Genomic DNA, 18490 nt, shown 5'->3' on the forward strand with positions numbered 1-18490 from the left:
CGGCCCGATGCGACGGTTCGGCAATGATCCAGCACACTGTACGTGTGGTTGAGGTCGAGGACGTGCTGAGCCGATTGCGGCGGTATCCGGATGTGGAGGCGGTGAACCTCTACGCGGTCGATGCGGCCGATCGGCTGCTGCTCGATGAGGCAGCCGAATCCCTAGCTGCCGCAGGGAATGACCGGGTGGCGGTGATCGACGACGGCTATGGCGCGCTCACCCTCGGCGCGGCCGCCGCGCACGGGCTGCGCGGCCTGCGCGTCCATCAGGACCTGCTCACCGGTGAGCTGGCCCTGGCCAACAACGCCCGCCAGGTCGGTCTCGCCGATCGCTACTCCGCGTACGAACTCGGCGAGCGGCTGCTCGCCGATGTCCGGGTGGTGCTGTGGCGGCTGCCGCGCGCGCTCTCGGGCATCGCCGAGACCGCCGACGCCATCGCCCGGCACGCCGCACCCGAGGTCCGGGTCTACGCGGGCGGCCGGGACAAGTACCTCACGCCCGCGATGAACGAGGTCCTCGCCGAGTCCTTCGGTTCGGTGCAGGCCAGCCGCGGCCGTCAGAAGTCCCGCGTACTCCTGGCCACCGACCCGAAACCCATTGGCGAACAGCGTTTCCCGGTGCGCAATCAACTCGACGAACAGGGCCTCGAGGTGGTCGCGCACGGTGCCGCGTTCTCCGGTTCGCGCCTGGATATCGGCACCCGCTTCCTGCTCGACTACCTCAAGCGGATGAAGCCCGATGCCCGCGATGCCATCGATCTCGGTTGCGGCACCGGCATTCTCGCGGTCGCGCTGGCCACGGCACGCCCGGGCCTGCGTGTCATCGCCACCGACCAATCGGCCGCCGCGGTGGCCTCCACCCGTGCCACCGCCGCCGCCAACCATGTCGCCGACCGCATTACGGTGCTGCGCGACGATGCCATGTCCACGGCCCCCGACAACAGCGCCGACCTGGTCGTCTGCAATCCGCCCTTCCACGTCGGCGCGGCCGTGCACACCGGTTCGGCCATCAAGATGTTCTCCGAGACCGGTCGCGTACTGCGCCCCGGCGGCGAGCTCTGGACGGTCTACAACACCCATCTGAACTATCGCGGTGTGATGGAGCGCCTGGTCGGAAAGACCGAGGTGATCGGCCGCAATCGCAAGTTCACCGTCACCCGTTCGGTGCGTGGCCTGCACAGCTGAGCACAATGGCGGGCATGGGACGAATTGATCTTCGTATCTTCACCGAACCGCAGCAGGGCGCGAGCTACGACACCCTGTTGACCGTGGCCAAGGCCACCGAGGACCTGGGCTACGACGCCTTCTTCCGCTCCGATCACTACCTCGCCATGGGTGACGCCGACGGCCTGCCCGGGCCGACCGACGCGTGGATCACCCTCGCGGGTCTGGCCCGGGAGACCAAGCGGATTCGCCTCGGCACCCTGGTCACCGCCGCCACCTTCCGCCTGCCGGGCGTACTCGCCATCCAGGTCGCGCAGGTCGACGCCATGTCCGGCGGCCGTGTCGAATTCGGTTTGGGAGCGGGCTGGTACGAGTCCGAGCACACCGCGTACGGCATCCCGTTCCCCGCGGATAAGTTCCCGCGCTACAAGGAACAGTTGGCGATCATCACCGGTCTGTGGGGCACCCCGGCCGGGGAGACCTTCAGCTTCGAGGGCCAGCACTACACGCTGCGGGATTCGCCCGCCCTGCCCAAGCCCGCGCAGGCGAAGATCCCGGTGCTGATCGGCGGTATGGGCGCCAAGCGCACACCGCGTATCGCCGCCAAGTACGCCGATGAGTTCAATGTGCCGTTCCAATCCGCGCAGACCTGCGCCGAGCAGTTCGAGCGGGTCCGCCGCGCGGCCAAGGACGCCGGTCGCGATCCGCAGGAGATCACCTTCTCCAATGCGCTCGTCGCCTGTGTCGGCGCCACCGATGCCGAGGTGGCTCGCCGCGCCGCCGCCATCGGCCGCGAGGTCGACGAATTGAAGGCCAATGGTCTGGCCGGTAGTCCGGAGGAGGTGGTCGACAAGATCGGCCGCTATGCCGAGATCGCCGGGACCAGCCGGGTCTACCTGCAGATCCTGGATCTTGACGATCTCGATCACCTGGAGTTGATCGCCGATCGCGTGATGAGCCGACTGGGCTGATACCGAGCGAACAACTGTCCGACCAGTCGGCATTGAGGGTAAAGCTCGGGTAAAGTCTGGTACGTCCGATCCATGGCGGTTCGGGAACTTGCCGACGCCACCTCCCGTTGGACAGGTAGAACGAGGCCACGACATTCGTGGGCCGCGACTCCAGAAAGGGAAGCGCCTTGCGCACCACTTCCAACCCGGTCTTCCGGAATCTGTCGCCGCAGCAGAACGGCGGCTACGCCGGCTTCGGCTCGGCCCCCACTGGAGCCGGACCGAATAACCCTCAGTACGGTCAGCAGCCCCCGCAATACGGTCAGCCGCAGTACGGTTCGCAGCCGCCGATGTATCCGCCCACCGGCGGATACCAGCAGCAGCCGGCCATTCCGACCACGCGGCCCATGACCATCGACGATGTGGTCACCAAGACCGGTATCACGCTGGCCGTGGTCACCGTCGCGGCGATCATCTCGTACGCGCTGACCGCGAGCAATCACGCGCTGGCCGCACCGCTCGCCGGTGGCGGCGCGCTCATCGGCTTCGTACTGGCCATGGTCATCAGCTTCGGTCGTAAGCAGAACAATCCGGCGCTGGTGCTCACCTACGCCGCCTTCGAGGGCCTGTTCCTCGGTGCGCTGTCGTTCGTGTTCAGCGATATCTCGTTCGGTGGTGCGGGCGGCTCCGGGCTGATCGCGCAGGCGGTGCTCGGCACCTTCGGCGTCTTCTTCGGCATGCTGATCGTCTACAAGACCGGCGCCATCCGGGTCACTCCGCGCTTCACCCGCATGATGGTCGGCGCCATGATCGGCGTGCTGGTGCTCATGCTGGGCAACCTGATCGCGGGCTTCTTCACCCCCGGCGGTTTCGGTCTGCGCGACGGCGGCACGCTCGCCATCGTCTTCAGCCTGGTCTGCATCGGCATCGCGGCCTTCAGCTTCCTGCTGGACTTCGACGCCGCCGACCAGATGATCCGCGCCGGTGCGCCCGAAAAGGCCGCGTGGGGTGTGGCATTCGGCCTGACCGTCACCCTGGTGTGGCTGTACATCGAGATCCTGCGCCTGCTGTCGTACTTCAACAGCAATAACTAGCGCTCGAAATACGAAGGGCGGGTACCGGATTCCGGTGCCCGCCTTTTTCATTTCTGTACCCCGGTCATTTCAGTACATCGGTCGCGATGTGATCGATACCGCAGTCCTCGGCGAGAATGGCTGTGCCCCGGGCATTTTCGGTGCGCAATGGCAGGATGGCCTGGTAGGCGGGGGACCGATACCAGTCCTGAACCGCCTGGTAGTCGGGGAATTCGATCACCACGGCGATCGCGCTCGCCGGTCCCTCCACGGAGAGTTGATTGCCGCCGTGCACCAGGAACCTGCCGCCGAACGGAGCCAGCGTCGAATCGATGCGCTCGAGATACTCCACGATTTCCGCGTTGACATCGACGTCGTGCAGATGAGCAATGGCGTAACCGGGCATCGTGACTCCTAATTCGATACTGCGTTGGTGCCCTTCAGTTTTCCGCCCGCAGGTAGTGAAGTCGATTACCTATCAGGTAATAACGAGGACCGGTCCCCCGCCAGTGGCGGGGGACCGGTCGACTGATTTGGTGAGGGTCGGGGTAACTCCTGGGGTACCCCCAAATGGGTTCTCCACCCGACCGCACCACGCGTCCGCGACCTGCGACGGCTCTCAGCCGTGCGCCGAAGTCGCGTGGAGGCGGATTAGCTCAGGCGCTCGATGATCATGGCCATGCCCTGGCCGCCGCCGACGCACATGGTCTCCAGACCGAACTGCTTGTCCTGGGTCTGCAGGTTGTTGATCAGGGTCGCGGTGATGCGGGCGCCGGTCATACCGAACGGGTGGCCCAGCGCGATGGCGCCACCGGAGATGTTCAGCTTGTCGTGGTCCATGCCCAGCTCGCGGGCCGAGCCAAGCACCTGCACGGCGAACGCCTCGTTGATCTCGTACAGGTCGAGATCGCCGATGGTCATGTTGGCGTTGTTCATCGCCTTGCGCACGGCCTCGATCGGGCCCAGGCCCATGATCTCGGGCGACAGACCCGAGACACCGGTGGAGACGATGCGAGCCAGCGGGGTCAGGCCCAGCGCCTTGGCCTTGGTGTCGCTCATGACGACCAGCGCGGCCGCGCCGTCGTTGAGCGGGCAGGCGTTACCGGCGGTGACGGTGCCGTCGGCGCGGAAGACCGGCTTGAGCGAGGAGATCTTCTCGTAGGTGGTGCCGGCGCGCGGGCCGTCGTCGGTGGTGACGATGGTGCCGTCGGGCAGGGTCACCGGGGTGATCTCACGCTCGAAGAAGCCGGACTTGATGGCCTCTTCGGCACGGTTCTGCGAACGCACGGCCCAGTGGTCCTGGTCCTCACGCGAGATGCCGGTGAAGGTGGCGACGTTCTCGGCGGTCTGGCCCATGGCGATGTAGACGTCCGGGAGCAGATCGTTCTCGCGCGGGTCGGTCCAGGTGGCGTTGGACTCGCCGGTGGCCTTGGTGCGTGCCTCGGCATCGGCGAACTTCAGGTTGTGGGTGTCCGGCCAGCCGTCGGCGGTGCCCTTGGGGAAGCGCGAAACCGTCTCGACGCCTGCGGAGATGAAGACATCGCCCTCGCCCGCCTTGATGGCGTGGAAGGCCATCCGGGTGGTCTGCAGCGAGGAGGAGCAGTAGCGGTTGAGGGTGACACCGGGCAGGTAGTCGTAGCCCAGCTGCACCGCGACCGCGCGGGCCATATTGAATCCGGCCTCACCGGCGGGCTGACCGCAGCCCAGGATGAGGTCTTCGACATCGCTCACGGCCAGGCCGGGGACCTTGTCCAGGGCGGCCTGCACCATCTGAGCGGCGAGGTCGTCCGGACGCATGCCCACGAGAGAACCCTTGCCTGCGCGGCCGATGGGCGAGCGGGCGTACGAAACGATAACGGCCTCAGCCATGGAGGGACTCCTTCAAGTGCGGGGGTGAACCTTCTCGAATGTACGACGGGTGTGTTCTGCATCAAACATCCGGTATGCCGGTATCCCAATCACTGAACGGTGAAATATCCCTCACTCGCGGCACACTGCCGGAGTTATCGAGGGTTGGGCTCGGGTTCCGGCGGTGGTCCGGGAGGCGCTGCGGGGACATCGAATTCGCCGCGCTGGGGGATGCTGGCCATATCGGTGAAGGACGTCACCACGATGTGGCCGGGGCCGGTGTCCTGGTACTGGGCGTACTGGATGCTGCCGTAGATGCCCGCGACGACGGTCACCCGGTATTCGCCCGCCGCACCGGTGTTCATATTGCGCCAGGCGACGGTGGTCACGTTCTCGCAGAGCGGGGCGAAGCTGTACTCGCCCGGGCCGTAGCCCACGATCGGGGTGGCTCGCACATTGATGATGGCGCGGCCCGCCCACAGCGGATCGGTATCGGCCCAGACCCGTACGCTGCCGCCGCAGAGCCCATCGCGGAACATGGTCGGCACCTGGGGAAATTCGACGGTTCGGGCCTGCGCCGGGGCGGTGGAAACGATCATGGTCGCACCGGTCAGGCAACCGAGTAGCAGGGCAGCGCGCGCACAGGTCGGCGTCCTCATGGGGCGATGGTAATTTCCCGTAACCGTGAGATCGCCGACGTGCGCGTAAGCCGCCATCTCCTTTCTGCAACGATAAGGGGTATGCGCATTGCTGACTCCGTCGTCGATCTGATCGGAAACACCCCCCTGGTTCGGCTGAACTCCGTGGTGGGCCCGAACTCCGGACTGGTCGCGGCGAAGGTGGAGTACCTGAACCCCGGTGGTAGCTCCAAGGACCGCATCGCCGTCAAGATGATCGACGCGGCCGAGAAAGAAGGGCTGCTGAAGCCCGGTGGCACGATCGTCGAACCGACCTCCGGCAATACCGGTGTCGGTCTGGCCCTGGTCGCCCAGCAGCGCGGCTACAAGTGCGTCTTCGTCTGCCCGGACAAGGTCTCCGAGGACAAGCGCAATGTGCTGCGCGCCTACGGCGCCGAGGTCGTGGTCTGCCCGACCGCGGTCGCGCCGGAGGATCCGGACAGCTACTACAACGTCTCCGATCGTCTGGTCCGCGAGATCGACGGTGCGTGGAAGCCGAACCAGTACGCCAATCCCGGTGGCCCGGAGTCGCATTACGAGACCACCGGCCCGGAGATCTGGCGCGATACCGACGGTAAGGTCACGCACTTCGTGGCGGGCGTCGGCACCGGCGGCACCATCACCGGCACCGGCCGCTACCTGAAGGAAGTCTCGGGCGGCAAGGTCAAGGTCATCGGCGCGGATCCGGAGGGTTCGGTCTACTCCGGCGGCACCGGTCGCCCGTACCTGGTCGAGGGTGTGGGTGAGGACTTCTGGCCCAGCGCCTACGACCCGACCATCCCGGACGAGATCATCGCGGTCTCCGATGCCGACTCCTTCGAGATGACCCGTCGGCTGGCCCGTGAAGAGGGCCTGCTGGTCGGCGGCTCCTGCGGTATGGCCATGGTCGCCGCGCTCAAGGTCGCAGAGCGCGATCCGGACGCCGTCGTGGTGGTCCTGCTGCCGGACGGTGGCCGCGGCTACCTGTCCAAGATCTTCAACGATCAGTGGATGAGCTCCTACGGCTTCCTGCGCTCGCGCCTGGACGGCTCTACCGCCGAGGTGCATGTCGGTGATGTGCTGCGCGGCAAGTCCGGCGAACTGCCGGATCTGGTGCACACCCATCCGCAGGAGACGGTGCGCGATGCCATCGAGATCCTGCGCGAATACGGCGTCTCGCAGATGCCGGTCGTCGGCGCCGAGCCGCCGATCATGGCGGGCGAGGTCGCGGGCAGCGTCACCGAGCGCGATCTGCTCTCGGATGTGTTCGAAGGCCGCGCCAAGCTGACCGATTCGGTGGCGCAGCATATGAGCCCGGCGTTCCCGCTCATCGGCTCCGGTGAGCCGGTTTCGGCCGCCACCAAACTGCTCGAGCACACCGATGCGCTGATGGTCGTCGACGACGGCAAGCCGGTCGGTGTGATCACCCGCCACGATCTTCTCGGTTTCCTCAGCGAGGGCGTTCTCGCTTAATAACCTGGCAATTGCCCCGCCCGCTTTACCGAATCGGTAGAGCGGGCGAAGTTGTTTTTCTGCGAATTACTCGTGTGTGATTTGTGGCCTGTCCCTTAGTGATTCGGTTCTGCATCGGAAGTCACAACTGCCCCGCATTCCGGGTAACTGGTGCGTTACTGTCCGTTCATGGGCAGCGGGCAGGATCGGCTCGTATGAACTTGCGGCAGGCGCTCACCTGGGTGGCACTGGCGGGCGCGGTGCTTGCCGGTGCGACGCTGCTGGATCGGGCCGGGTTCCCGGCTCCGCAGATGATGCTCGCGATTATCGTCGGCGCGGGGCTGGCCATGACCGGTAAACTGCCGAAACCTCTTCCGTCGCAGTTGAATCTGGGTGTGCAAGGCATGCTCGGTGTGGTGATGGGCAGCTATCTGCAGATCTCGCTGCTGACCTCGATCGGCTGGGATCTGCTGCCGGTGGCGGCGGTCACCGTGGCCACTGTCGTCCTGAGTATCGTTGTGGCGCTGTTCTTCTCGCGGGTGACGAAGGTGGATATCCCGACCGCCACGCTGGGCATGCTGGCCGGTGGTTCGGCCGCCGTTGTCGCCGCCGCCGATGAGCTCGACGCCGATCCGCGCCGGGTCGCGTTCATGCAGTATCTGCGCGTCGCGCTGGTCGCCCTGAGCGCGCCCGCGATCGCCGCGATACTCGATGATGAAGAGGGAATCTCTTACAGCACAGCCACTCTCGGCGGTTCGGTGACCGATCCCTCGCTGCCGTACTGGATGATCGTCGGCCGCGGTGATCAGGTGGCGGGAATTTCGACGGCGATCATGTTGTGCGTCATGGGAATTTGGGTCGGCCGCCGGATCGGATTGCCCAATGCCGCACTGCTGGGCCCGATGTTGCTCACGGCCCTGCTCACCGCGGCGGGTATCAGTCACGGCTACGCGCCCACGCATCTGTTCAAGGATCTGCTGTTCGTGCTCATCGGATTCGACGTGGGCAGCCGCTTCACCCGGCGGGTGGTGTGCGAGATGATGCGCATGATCCCCGCCATGACGATGGCCGTATTGGCCCTCAGCGGGCTGGTGGCCGCATTGGCGCTGGGTTTGGGGTATTTCGTCGAGTTGGAGAGGTCGGATCTGTATCTGGCGACCACACCGGGCGGAATCAATGCGGTACTGGCCACCGCGGACAAAATGAATGCCAATCTGCCGCTCATCACCAGTGTGCAAACCATTCGTCTGTTACTGATGATGCTGATGTTGCCAATGTTAATGCGGGGGCTGCGGCGCTTCACTGTGCCGATCACGGTGTGATCACAACGATTGCCAAATCGTTGCCTTTAGCGACGCGAAACGCCGAGAAATCACGCAATCCGGGTAAATCGCGATTCAGGAGCTAAATTTCTCTGTGATCTAAAGCACTTGCTAGTTTGAATTGAATCACCAGGTCAGTGCTTGTATTAATGCAGGTCCTTGGGTTGCCAAGCTAGCCGATTTACCTTCTGTTCAACTTTGGTTCAGGCTGTGTTAACTAAGCGCAATCAAGCTGTGACCTTGTTGGAAACAGACCACAAGTCTGGTTGACGCAAGGAGATGTCGACACGCATGCGGAACGTGCACACGACAACGGTGCGATGAGGCGCCGCGACCCGAAGCGGTCGGCACGCACTTCGCGAATCTCCTAGAGCGTCGAGTTTCCCTGGCCCGCAATGGGTCTCACAACAGCAACGCGAACCAGCCCCAGCGCACCCGGTGCCCGTCGAGAGACGCGCCTTGATCAGCGCTGCCTTCTTCCAGGCCTGCGAGCCCAGAAACCGAACAGGAATCCAAATTCGCCATGCCCACGAATGCCATGACTGCTCTGCGTGACCCTGCTAGACGTAGCAAGGTGGTTGCCGCCGCCCGTACGGCCGGTACCGCCGCCCTTGCTCTCGGAGTCTTCGGCTCCATTATCACCGCCGCCGGGACCGCCTCCGGCGATGTGCACCCGGTCGCACTGAAGCAGACCCTCGCCGCTGCCGCCCCGGCCGCACTGGCCCCCGCCAACGCGCAGCCCGCTCCGGCCGCCGCCGTGCCCGCGCCGATGCCGGAGCCCGCTCCGGTCGTGGTGCCCGCCCCGCCGGCGCCGCCCGCCCCGTCCTACCCGGACAACCTGGATGGCTGGATCCGTCAGGCGCTGGACATCATGTCCGCCCACGGCATCCCGGGCAGCTACGACGGCATCCTCCGCAACGTGCTGCGCGAATCCAGTGGCAACCCGCAGGCGATCAACCTGTACGACTCCAATGCCGCCATGGGCATCCCGTCCAAGGGCCTGCTCCAGGTGATCGACCCGACCTTCAACGCGTACCACGTCCCGGGCACCTCGACCGATGTCTGGGATCCGGTCGCCAACATCGTCGCCGCTTGCAACTACGCCGCCGCGCGCTACGGCTCGATGGACAACGTCAACAGCGCGTACTGATCGAGCCGGTACGACCCGGTCAGAGCCCTCCCGGAGCATTCGCTCCGGGAGGGTTTCGGCTATCCCGCGCGAATGTCTGGCAAATCACAGGTACCCGATTTGGCAACTATTTCGCAAACAGACGAATCCAATGATCGGCAACGGGTATAACCGCCCTTGGAGCAAAGTTCCGGCACTCGGCCGGGACGGGATAGCGAAGGGACGGGGTATGCACACCTCGAGTTTGGCTATCGATTTCCAGCAGGGCCTCTCGGACGCGTGGAGTTCGGTCGCCACGTTCGTCCCGAAGTTCGCGGGCTTTCTGGCCATCCTGATCATCGGCTGGCTGGTCGCCAAGATCGTTGCCCGGCTGGTGACCCGAATACTGCATCAGGTCGGCTTCGACCGGCTGGTCGAACGCGGCGGTATCAAGGACATGCTGGCGCACAGTAACTACGACGCCGTCGGCATCATCGCCAAATTGGCTTACTACGCAATCCTTTTGATCACGCTGCAACTGGGATTCGGTGTGTTCGGGCCGAATCCGATCAGTAACATGCTGGACGGCATCGTGTCCTGGTTGCCGCGCCTGGCGGTCGCGATCGTCATCGTCTGTATCGCGGGCGCCATCGCGGGCGTGGTGAAGGACATGATCGCGAATATGCTCAGCGGGCTGTCCTACGGCCGGATGATGGGTCGCATTGCCGCCGTGTTCATCTGGGGCGTGGGCATTATCGCCGCACTGAACCAGATCGGGGTCGCGACCTCGGTCACCATGCCGATCCTCATTACCGTCCTCGCGGTGATCGGTGGTGTGCTCGTCGTCGGTGTCGGTGGCGGTCTCATCAAGCCGATGCAGCAGCGCTGGGAAGGCTGGCTCGACACCATCGAGGGTGAGATGCCCGAGGTGAAGGGCCACGCCGAAGCCTTTCAGCGCGGTCGTGAGGATGCCGCCCGGCAGCGCGAGTCCGCGCAGCAACAGGCGATGATGGCGCATCAGGGTACGGGTGGCCAGCGCGCCATGAGCGGCCAGCAGTCGCCGCCCGGAAAATGGGCCGAACAGTCCGCCGGTTCGCCGGGTCACAACCCGCAGGGTTACTCGGGGCAGACCCCCCAGGGTTATTCGGGCCAGAGTCCGGAGGGTTATCCAGGACCGGGTGCGCAGGGCTATTCGGCGCAAAGCCCGCAGGGTTACGGTGACCAGCGCGGGTATGGGCAGATGTGGCAGGGTGGCCAGCAGCCGTGGCAGGGCGGTCAGATGCCGGGGCAGTCCGGCTACCTGCCCGATCACGGTGGTCAGCCCGGAATGTACTAGCCGCCCACTCGATGAATTGGGAAGCGCCCACGTACTCCGAGTACGTGGGCGCTTCACTTATTCGGCTGTGTTGTCACTCGTTTCGGGCGAGGGCGCAAACCGCGGCCAGGCGCAGATGCACCCATTCGGCGGACTGCCAGTCTTCGGAGTCATAGGGGGCCTGCAGGCCGGTTTCGCGCAGATCCTCCAGCAGGCCGCGAGCGTATCCGGCGAGCAGGACGCTCACCGGCACGACGCTGGAATTCTCCACGCCCACTTCGAGAATGTCGCGAATGGCGGCCGCATGCTGGTCGACCGCCGCGGCCACACCGGGAAACTCGCGCATGGCCTCGACGGCCGGAGCTCCGTGTGTGCGCTGCAGGCGGTTCAAAGTCTTACGCGCCGAAACGACGAGCAACGCGGAGCCGGGCAAAAACACCTGGTCATGCTAGCAATTTCGGTGCGAGTACGGCAGCGCCTGTGAGATATCGCGCAACGCGGGCGAGCTCGTCGTCGCGGCTCTTTCGATCTCGGGGCGGCGGCACGCCGCCAACGCCCGCGGGCACCGGTCGGCAGCTGGCCCCGGATCTCCCCTCCTCCCGCCTTCGGTCACCCACATCGGTGGGGGTGCTTGTGCGGGTTCGTGATTCGGGACCGGCCGCCTTCCGGACACCGGAACGATAACGCACCTACAACATGACTACAACAGACCAACAACACAGTCGTAACCAACCTACAACGCTGCTACTCTCGCCCACATGAGCAATCGCCCCGGCATCACGGTGGACGACGCATGCCAGGTCGGCGAGATCCTGCACACCGCGCGCACCCGCCTGGACCTGCGTGTCGCCGATGTCGCCCAATACGCCGGGATCTCGGTCACCCGGCTACATCAGCTCGAGAAGGGGACGGTCTCCAGGGGCGGGGTCATGGAGGCTACGAAAGCCCCTCGTGAAGTCCTCGGCAAACTCGCCGACCTCCTGCGCTTGGACTTCGACAAGCGAACTCGCCTATTCGAACTGTCCGACTACGAACCCGACGTCGAGCCCGCTTCTGCCGGAGCCACCGCGGCCGAGGAGCACGCACTGGCGTTATCGATCAAGAAGCTCGCCCCGGAGCGGCGCGCCAAAGTCGAAGCGATGATCGAACTGTGGAGTCGCGAGCTCTGAGAAGGGGCAGCGGTACGCCGCACCGCCGATGCGCGGGCGACCGGGAGGGGGCCCGGCGCCGCGGTCGGTCATCGCATCAGGTGGCCGGAATGCTCCGGCCATAAATAGAACACGTTACTGTTGGCGCCGGGAAGTCGCCTCAAACATGGCCCGAGGCAAGCGAATTCACACAGGGAGGGGCCGCATCATGCCGTTTGTCACCACCGATGACGGAGCGAATATCCATTTCACCGATACCGGCGGTGATGGACCGGTGTTGCTGCTGCTGCACACAATCTTCATGGACACCGAAATGTGGGACGGGCAGCAGGCTCTGCACCCGGACTACCGGGTCATCGCCGTCGACGCGCGCGGACACGGCCGCACCGAAGATCCCGGCAACCCCTTCGACTGGTGGCGGCTGGCATGGGACTGCTGGGCGGTCCTGGACCACCTCGGCATCGACACCCTCGTCGTCGGCGGCATCTTCCAAGGCGGCGGCATCGCGATGCGCATGGCCTTGCAGCAACCTCGACGCATCCGCGGACTGATCCTGATCGGCAGCAGCGCCAAACCCTATGACGGGGAAGAACGCGCGGCCTACACGCGGATTCTGCTCAAGACCTGGGTACTCGGGGATGGCCCGCTCGAGGACATCACTCAGCCGATCTCGGCGCAGATGATCGGCGGCACTCGCGAGCAGCGGGCCGCCTGGGTCGAGAAGTGGGCGATTGACCGGCGCAGGCCCGAAGCCGCGGTGCGAAGCGTGATCGAACGCGAAAGCATCGTGGATGTGGTCAGCGGAATCACCATGCCCGCCTTGCTGATGTGCGGTATCGGTGACGCCACCCACGGGCGTGCCATCCAAGAGGAGCTGGCCGGCCATCTGGGCGGCCCGACCCAAATCGAGGTCATCGACGCTCCGGGCGCCTGCCACGCCGTGCCCTATACCCACCCGGAACTGACCAACCCGGTCATTCGCAAGTGGCTCGAAAACCTTCCCACGGACTAGGTTTCGAGTCCCTCCGCGCCCGCCGGAAATCCGATGGTCAGCGCGGACGAGTCCGAGGTGGTGATAGCCACTTCGCGCAGGACGGTCATCGTCTCGGCGGACGGTGACCAGATCCGCCGGCGGGGGCGCGGGCGTGTGGTGTACACGATCCCGGACTCCCACATGCGCGCGAACTGCGGATGCGCCATCAGCGAGCCGATGATGTCGGCGGTCGCGCCTCGCCCGTGTGTGGCCACCACGAAATGCCGCAACAGGCCGGTGACCACCTCGGCCTCATGCTGCCAGTCCGGCAACACCACCTTGGCCCGCCCGTCATTGAACAGCCAATGCGGTAGCGTCTCGGCCTCACTCGAGCCCGGCAGCAGGTCCCGAGAGCGGTCATTCGCGGCGGCGACGCGCCAGTTGACCAGCCATGCGGCGGGCATCGGCGACAGCCGGGCCAGCAACGCCCCGATATCGTCCACGGTGGTCGTCTCACCGGTCGAGCGAGTGGGCCGACCCGCCAGCGCGGACCAATGCGTGCGCTCATGGTCGTTGCGGCACAACACGTTCGACAGGGCATCGAGCGTGTCACCGCGATAGTCGGCCTCCTTGTCCTGCTCGATCTTGCGCAATGTGCTCAGCCCGATCGCGGCGCTCGCGGCCGCCTGGGCCTGCGTCGACCCCAACCGGTTCCGTAGCCACTTCACATACGCGCCCAAGGTCGGTAGTTCGAACTCCGCACCCATCCCGCAACCGTTCCTCTCAATTTCCCATCGCCCTCGAGTGTCACTATCAGGGGTAGGGGGAAAATCGCTACTCGCAAAGAGGGTAGGCGAAATCGAGTGCGCCGCTTGCAAACCGGACAAATACAATGTTTGGATAGTGATCACGCAGTTGACCAGCCGAGATGACGCAAGGCCGGCGACCCATCATGGCAAAGGTCACCCCCAGCTAATACGGAACCAGCGCTCGCCCCAGCCGTAAGGCGCGCCCGCTGCCGCTTTGGGGGACCACCCGATCGAGCCCGCCTTGATCGAGTCCTGTGGGAATCCGACTCTCCGACCAACAAATGCAGAGGGGCGCGCAGCACTGTGCATGCACACAGACACCATGGGACCGTCCCGGGTCCGCGCGATATCGCCGGGCTACGCAGCTTCGACGCGTACGAATGCGCCGAGGAACGCGGCGTGCGAATTCGCTTCCAACCCATGACCGACCTCGGCGTGCGATCACACCTGATCACCCACAACGCCACCATCGTTGTCGACCGGGACCTACCCGAGACCGGCCGCAATGACGAAATCACCCACCAGTTGCACCACACCCTGATCCGCCGACGCTTCTGGGAGAACAGGCGAAGCTATGAAGCGCGCGTATGGATCGCGGCCGTGCGCCGCCTGATCCCCCTGGCCGTGCTGATCATCGCGATCCAGTCGGTCCTGGACCCCGGCACCGGCACCGCCACCGCCGAAGCGACCGCCGATCTGCTCGGTGTCCTGCCCTCCACCCTGCGCCTGCGCGTGAGCATTCTGAACTCCCGCGAGCTCACCGGCGACATCGTGAACATACTCGCGCGGCTCACCTGGCCTCATGACTATGTTCACGCACCGCTGGAATGCCTCTACGACACCGCGACCACCCGCTGGCAGCGCGCATGGCGGCTGCGCTGAAACTCCGTCAGCGGAATGCCTTGGATCCGGTGAGCGCCTCGCCGAGTACGAGCTGATGCACCTCGGCGGTGCCCTCGTAGGTGAGGACGGATTCCAGGTTGTTGGCGTGCCGCAGGACCGGGTACTCCAGGCTGATCCCGTTCGCGCCCAGGATGGTTCGGCATTCGCGGGCGATGGCGATGGCCTCGCGGGTGCTGTTCAGTTTGCCCGCGCTGATCTGTTCGCCGCGCAGCACCCCGCGATCCTTGAGTCGCCCGAGGTGCAGCGCCAGCAGCTGTCCCTTGCCGAGTTCGACGGCCATATCCGCCAGCTTGGCCTGGGTGAGCTGGTAGGCGGCGAGGGGCTTGTCGAAGACTTCCCGGGTGCGGGCGTAATCGATTGCGGCGGAGAGGCAGTCGCGGGCCGCGCCGAGCGCGCCGAAGATGATGCCGAAGCGGGCCTCGGAGAGGCAGCCCAGCGGTGCGGCGAGTCCACGCGCCTCCGGGAGCATGGCATCGGCGGGCAGTCGCACACCCTCGAATGCGAGTTCCGCGGTGATCGAGGCGCGCAGCGACAGCTTGCGATGAATCTCACTCGCACTGAAACCCGGTGTGTCCGTGGGGACCACGAATCCGCGAATGGTGTCCCGCTCACCTTCGCGCGATTGTGCCCACACCACCGCCACATCCGCGACGGACCCGTTGGTGATCCACATCTTGGACCCGTCCAGAATCCAGTCGTCCCCGTCTCGCCTTGCGCGCGTACGCATTCCGCCCGGATTGGACCCGAAGTCCGGCTCGGTCAATCCGAAACACCCCAGCAGCTGCCCCGCCGCCATCCCCGGCAGCCAGCGCTGCTTCTGCTCCTCCGACCCGTACTTGTGGATCGCGGTCATGGCAAGCGATCCCTGCACCGAAACCATGCTCCGCACACCGGAATCCACCGCCTCGAGCTCCATGCACGCGAGCCCGTACGCGGTCCCGGAGGTCCCCGCGCACCCGTACCCTTCCAGATGCATCCCCAACAGCCCGAGCTTGCCGAGCTCCGGCGCCAACTCCCGGGCCGGGAAGGTGCCCGCCTCGAACCAATCCGCGATACGCGGTCGCAACCGCTCTGCCGCGAAATCCCGCACGGTATCGCGAATGGCCCGCTCCTCATCGCTGAGCAGGGAGTCGATGGCGAACAGCTCGTCTACGGTGACCATGCGCCCCAGCCTAGGACCCCGTCGCACCTACGGGCGAGACCCGGGCACGGCGCTTTCCGCGGGCAGGGAACAGTCGTCGCCCGCCCGGCGTTTGGGGCGAATATGCAGCGACTTAGGCTTACGGTATGAGCGATCAGCTGGGTTTCTCCACACGGGCCGTGCACGCCGGGTTCGATCCGGACCCTCAGACCGGTGCGGTGAACGTGCCGATCTACGCGAGTTCGACCTTCGCCCAGGACGGGGTCGGCGGGATGCGCGGCGGGTACGAGTACGCGCGCACCGGTAATCCGACTCGCACCGCGCTGGAGGCGAATCTCGCGGCGCTGGAGTCGGGTACGTACGGCCGCGCCTTCTCCTCGGGTATGGCGGCGACGGACTGTGCCCTGCGCGCGAATCTGCGCCCCGGGGACCACCTGGTCATTCCGGATGACGCGTACGGCGGCACCTTCCGCCTCATCGACAAGGTGTTCACGCAGTGGGGCATCGAGTACTCGGTGGCGCATGTGAACGATCCGGAGGCGGTGGCCGCGGCCATGCGGCCGAACACCAAGCTGGTGTGGATCGAGACCCCCACCAATCCGCTGCTGAATATCGGCGATATCTCGGCGCTGGCCGAGGTGGCGCACGCCGGTGGCGCGAAGCTGGTGGTGGACAACACCTTCGCCTCGCCCTACCTGCAGCAACCGCTGCTGCTGGGCGCGGATATCGTGCTGCACTCGACCACCAAGTACCTGGGTGGTCACTCCGATGTGGTCGGTGGCGCGCTCATCACCAACGATCAGGAGTTGGACACCAAGTTCGCGTTCCTGCAGAACGGTGCGGGTGCGGTTCCCGGTCCGATGGACGCGTTCCTCACCATGCGCGGCATCAAGACCCTGGCCCTGCGGATGGACCGGCACTGCGACAATGCCGAGACCATCGCCGAATTCCTCTCCAATCATCCGAAGATCGCGCAGGTCATCTACCCGGGCCTGCCCGAGCACCCGGGGCACACCGTCGCGCAGAAGCAGATGCGCCGCTTCGGCGGCATGATCTCGGTGCGCGTGCACGGCGGTAAGGAAGCGGCCCTGGACTTCTGCGCCCGCACCAAGCTGTTCACCCTCGCCGAATCCCTCGGCGGTGTGGAGTCGCTCATCGAGCACCCGGGCGCGATGACGCACGCCTCGACCGCGGGCTCGGCCCTCGAGGTCCCGGCCGATCTGGTCCGCCTCTCGGTCGGCATCGAGGACATCAGCGACCTGCTGGCGGACATCGAGCAGGCCCTGGCCTGATCCGCAGCATGATCGAAACCGAAGCGCCGCACCGGAATCCGGTGCGGCGCTTCGTCGAGATCGGCACCTCCGTGAGCCGCCGTGCGACGTCGACCTCGGTAATGCACTGCGGCCCCCGGTCCGTTCAGGACCGGGGGCCGCGAAAGTGCGACAGCTTCTCTCAGCTGTGATACGGCTCCGCGCTCACAAGCGTCACCTTCATGGTGTTGCCGTTGGGCAGGGTGTATTCGCGGGTCTCGCCGACCTTCGCGTTGATGAGGGCGCCGCCCAGCGGGGAGGCGGGGGAGTAGGTCTCCAGGTTGTCGCCATTGAGGCCCTCTTCGCGGGTGGCGATGAGGAAGGTCTCGGTATCGCTCTCGTCGCCGTCGTAGTAGACCTTGACGACGGAGCCGGGCAGCGCGACGCCGGACTTGGTCGGTGCGACGCCCACCTTGGCGTTGTTCAGCAGCTCCTGCAGCTGGCGAATACGCGCCTCCTGCTGGCCCTGTTCTTCGCGTGCCGCGTGGTAGCCGCCGTTCTCCTTGAGGTCGCCCTCTTCGCGGCGCTCATTGATTTCGGCCGCGATGACCGGACGGTTGGCAATGAGGACGCCGAGTTCGCTCGTGAGCCTCTCGTGCGACTCCGGGGTCAGCCAGGTCACGTTCGTCTCAGTCATCTCGATCACTCCCTAGTAGTTGTCCCCGACGCGTGTCGGGATTCCCTGAAATCCGTTGTTCACACCCACCCGAGGGTGGGCATGACAACAGCGGACAGCCAGAGCCATCCTGGGGGAGGTTCCCGACAGCGCCGGCCGTCAATGCAGCAAACACGGCTCCGAACCCCGGAACCGTGTGTTGCGCTATTTTAGCACGATTCGCAAAGATGCAGGTAGAGGCATCAAAGCGGGTCGCGTACCGGACTTTTCACCCGGCGCGCAGATATGCCGGCACATCATCGGTGCAGGCGTAGACATTGCCCGCGCCGGCGCGCGCGGTGGTTTTGATCGTGGTGGTGAGCCGGACTGTACCGCTGTCGGAGGCCGGGATGAGCACCTCGCGGCGGCCGACCTCTGCACTGTCCGCGGTCATGGCGCGAACAATACAAACGACCGGTTTGCCCGGATCCTTGCGGGTCACCTTGAAGTCGACCTCGACGGTGGCATCGTCGACGACGGTGTAGCCCAGCCGATCGGGTTCGATGTCCTTGGGGCCGTATTGCTTGTAACCCACATAGGAAACGACGAGACCAGCGATTATGACCACCGCACCGATCGCGAACATCATCCAGCGCGGGGTCTTGCGCCGCGCCGCGCCGTACCGCCCGGCCGGTCTTTCGCTCATGACAGGCCCCTCCCGGGG

19 protein-coding genes are annotated in these 18490 nt (G+C 65.5%); 11 read left to right on the forward strand and 8 right to left on the reverse strand.

Features of this window, described 5'->3' with window-relative positions:
* Window positions 1–44: 44 nt before the first annotated feature.
* The 3 genes from OHB26_RS16715 (at window position 45) to OHB26_RS16725 (ending at window position 3207) form a co-directional block, all read left to right on the forward strand.
* Window positions 45–1184, forward strand: a complete 1140-nt coding sequence (locus tag OHB26_RS16715) for a class I SAM-dependent methyltransferase (RefSeq protein WP_330185078.1) — start codon at window positions 45–47, stop codon at window positions 1182–1184.
* Window positions 1185–1207: 23 nt separating this feature from the next.
* Window positions 1208–2134 (forward strand): LLM class F420-dependent oxidoreductase, encoded by a 927-nt coding sequence (locus tag OHB26_RS16720; protein ID WP_330185673.1) that lies wholly within the window; start codon window positions 1208–1210, stop codon window positions 2132–2134.
* A gap of 167 nt (window positions 2135–2301) precedes the next feature.
* Window positions 2302–3207 carry a Bax inhibitor-1/YccA family protein gene (locus OHB26_RS16725; RefSeq protein WP_330185079.1) on the forward strand — a complete coding sequence of 302 codons (906 nt, stop codon included), beginning with the start codon at window positions 2302–2304 and terminating at the stop codon, window positions 3205–3207.
* A gap of 64 nt (window positions 3208–3271) precedes the next feature.
* Here the strand turns inward: OHB26_RS16725 and OHB26_RS16730 are convergent, their stop codons facing one another.
* The 3 genes from OHB26_RS16730 to OHB26_RS16740 form a co-directional block, all read right to left on the reverse strand.
* Window positions 3272–3592: a DUF1330 domain-containing protein gene (locus OHB26_RS16730; protein WP_330185080.1), complete on the reverse strand. Its 321-nt coding sequence runs from the start codon at window positions 3590–3592 to the stop codon at window positions 3272–3274.
* A gap of 245 nt (window positions 3593–3837) precedes the next feature.
* Window positions 3838–5055, reverse strand: coding sequence for an acetyl-CoA C-acetyltransferase (locus OHB26_RS16735; protein ID WP_330185081.1), 1218 nt, complete (start codon window positions 5053–5055; stop codon window positions 3838–3840).
* 134 nt (window positions 5056–5189) lie between these two features.
* Window positions 5190–5693: a hypothetical protein gene (locus tag OHB26_RS16740; protein ID WP_330185082.1), complete on the reverse strand. Its 504-nt coding sequence runs from the start codon at window positions 5691–5693 to the stop codon at window positions 5190–5192.
* 81 nt (window positions 5694–5774) lie between these two features.
* Between OHB26_RS16740 and OHB26_RS16745 the strand changes: the two genes are divergently transcribed.
* The 4 genes from OHB26_RS16745 to OHB26_RS16760 all read left to right on the forward strand — a co-directional run bounded on the left by OHB26_RS16745 (window position 5775) and on the right by OHB26_RS16760 (window position 10908).
* Window positions 5775–7163 (forward strand): cystathionine beta-synthase, encoded by a 1389-nt coding sequence (locus tag OHB26_RS16745; RefSeq protein ID WP_330185083.1) that lies wholly within the window; start codon window positions 5775–5777, stop codon window positions 7161–7163.
* 194 nt (window positions 7164–7357) lie between these two features.
* Window positions 7358–8464: an AbrB family transcriptional regulator gene (locus OHB26_RS16750; protein WP_330185084.1), complete on the forward strand. Its 1107-nt coding sequence runs from the start codon at window positions 7358–7360 to the stop codon at window positions 8462–8464.
* A gap of 538 nt (window positions 8465–9002) precedes the next feature.
* Window positions 9003–9614, forward strand: a complete 612-nt coding sequence (locus OHB26_RS16755) for a transglycosylase SLT domain-containing protein (protein WP_330185085.1) — start codon at window positions 9003–9005, stop codon at window positions 9612–9614.
* Window positions 9615–9822: 208 nt separating this feature from the next.
* The gene (locus OHB26_RS16760; RefSeq protein WP_330185086.1) at window positions 9823–10908 is read left to right on the forward strand and encodes a mechanosensitive ion channel family protein; all 1086 of its coding nucleotides are present in this window, start codon (window positions 9823–9825) and stop codon (window positions 10906–10908) included.
* 73 nt (window positions 10909–10981) lie between these two features.
* On the opposite strand, the gene OHB26_RS16765 is transcribed toward OHB26_RS16760, so the two are convergent.
* Complete coding sequence (locus OHB26_RS16765; RefSeq protein ID WP_330185087.1) at window positions 10982–11326, reverse strand: DUF6401 family natural product biosynthesis protein; 345 nt, start codon at window positions 11324–11326, stop codon at window positions 10982–10984.
* 319 nt (window positions 11327–11645) lie between these two features.
* Between OHB26_RS16765 and OHB26_RS16770 the strand changes: the two genes are divergently transcribed.
* On the forward strand, window positions 11646–12056 hold the full coding sequence (locus OHB26_RS16770) for a helix-turn-helix domain-containing protein (RefSeq protein ID WP_330185088.1): 411 nt from the start codon (window positions 11646–11648) through the stop codon (window positions 12054–12056).
* Window positions 12057–12201: 145 nt separating this feature from the next.
* Window positions 12202–13047 (forward strand): alpha/beta fold hydrolase, encoded by an 846-nt coding sequence (locus OHB26_RS16775; RefSeq protein ID WP_330185089.1) that lies wholly within the window; start codon window positions 12202–12204, stop codon window positions 13045–13047.
* Here the strand turns inward: OHB26_RS16775 and OHB26_RS16780 are convergent.
* Complete coding sequence (locus OHB26_RS16780; RefSeq protein ID WP_330185090.1) at window positions 13044–13775, reverse strand: MmyB family transcriptional regulator; 732 nt, start codon at window positions 13773–13775, stop codon at window positions 13044–13046. The two genes, OHB26_RS16775 and OHB26_RS16780, sit on opposite strands and share 4 nt — an antisense overlap.
* 345 nt (window positions 13776–14120) lie before the next feature.
* Between OHB26_RS16780 and OHB26_RS16785 the strand changes: the two genes are divergently transcribed.
* Window positions 14121–14699, forward strand: a complete 579-nt coding sequence (locus tag OHB26_RS16785) for a hypothetical protein (protein WP_330185091.1) — start codon at window positions 14121–14123, stop codon at window positions 14697–14699.
* A 7-nt stretch (window positions 14700–14706) separates the two neighbouring features.
* Here OHB26_RS16785 and OHB26_RS16790 read toward each other — a convergent pair whose 3' ends face one another.
* Complete coding sequence (locus OHB26_RS16790; protein ID WP_330185092.1) at window positions 14707–15882, reverse strand: acyl-CoA dehydrogenase family protein; 1176 nt, start codon at window positions 15880–15882, stop codon at window positions 14707–14709.
* Window positions 15883–16007: 125 nt separating this feature from the next.
* Here OHB26_RS16790 and OHB26_RS16795 point away from each other — a divergent pair, with 125 nt between their 5' ends.
* Complete coding sequence (locus OHB26_RS16795; protein WP_330185093.1) at window positions 16008–17153, forward strand: cystathionine gamma-synthase; 1146 nt, start codon at window positions 16008–16010, stop codon at window positions 17151–17153.
* A gap of 160 nt (window positions 17154–17313) precedes the next feature.
* On the opposite strand, the gene greA is transcribed toward OHB26_RS16795, so the two are convergent.
* Both greA and OHB26_RS16805 read right to left on the reverse strand, forming a co-directional pair.
* A complete protein-coding gene (gene greA / locus OHB26_RS16800) occupies window positions 17314–17808 on the reverse strand; it encodes a transcription elongation factor GreA (RefSeq protein WP_067573613.1) in 495 nt (164 codons plus the stop codon).
* Between the two features lie 247 nt (window positions 17809–18055).
* Window positions 18056–18472 carry a DUF4307 domain-containing protein gene (locus OHB26_RS16805; RefSeq protein WP_330185094.1) on the reverse strand — a complete coding sequence of 139 codons (417 nt, stop codon included), beginning with the start codon at window positions 18470–18472 and terminating at the stop codon, window positions 18056–18058.
* Window positions 18473–18490: the final 18 nt, after the last annotated feature.

It is taken from the genome of Nocardia sp. NBC_01503, assembly GCF_036327755.1.
Classification (GTDB): domain Bacteria; phylum Actinomycetota; class Actinomycetes; order Mycobacteriales; family Mycobacteriaceae; genus Nocardia.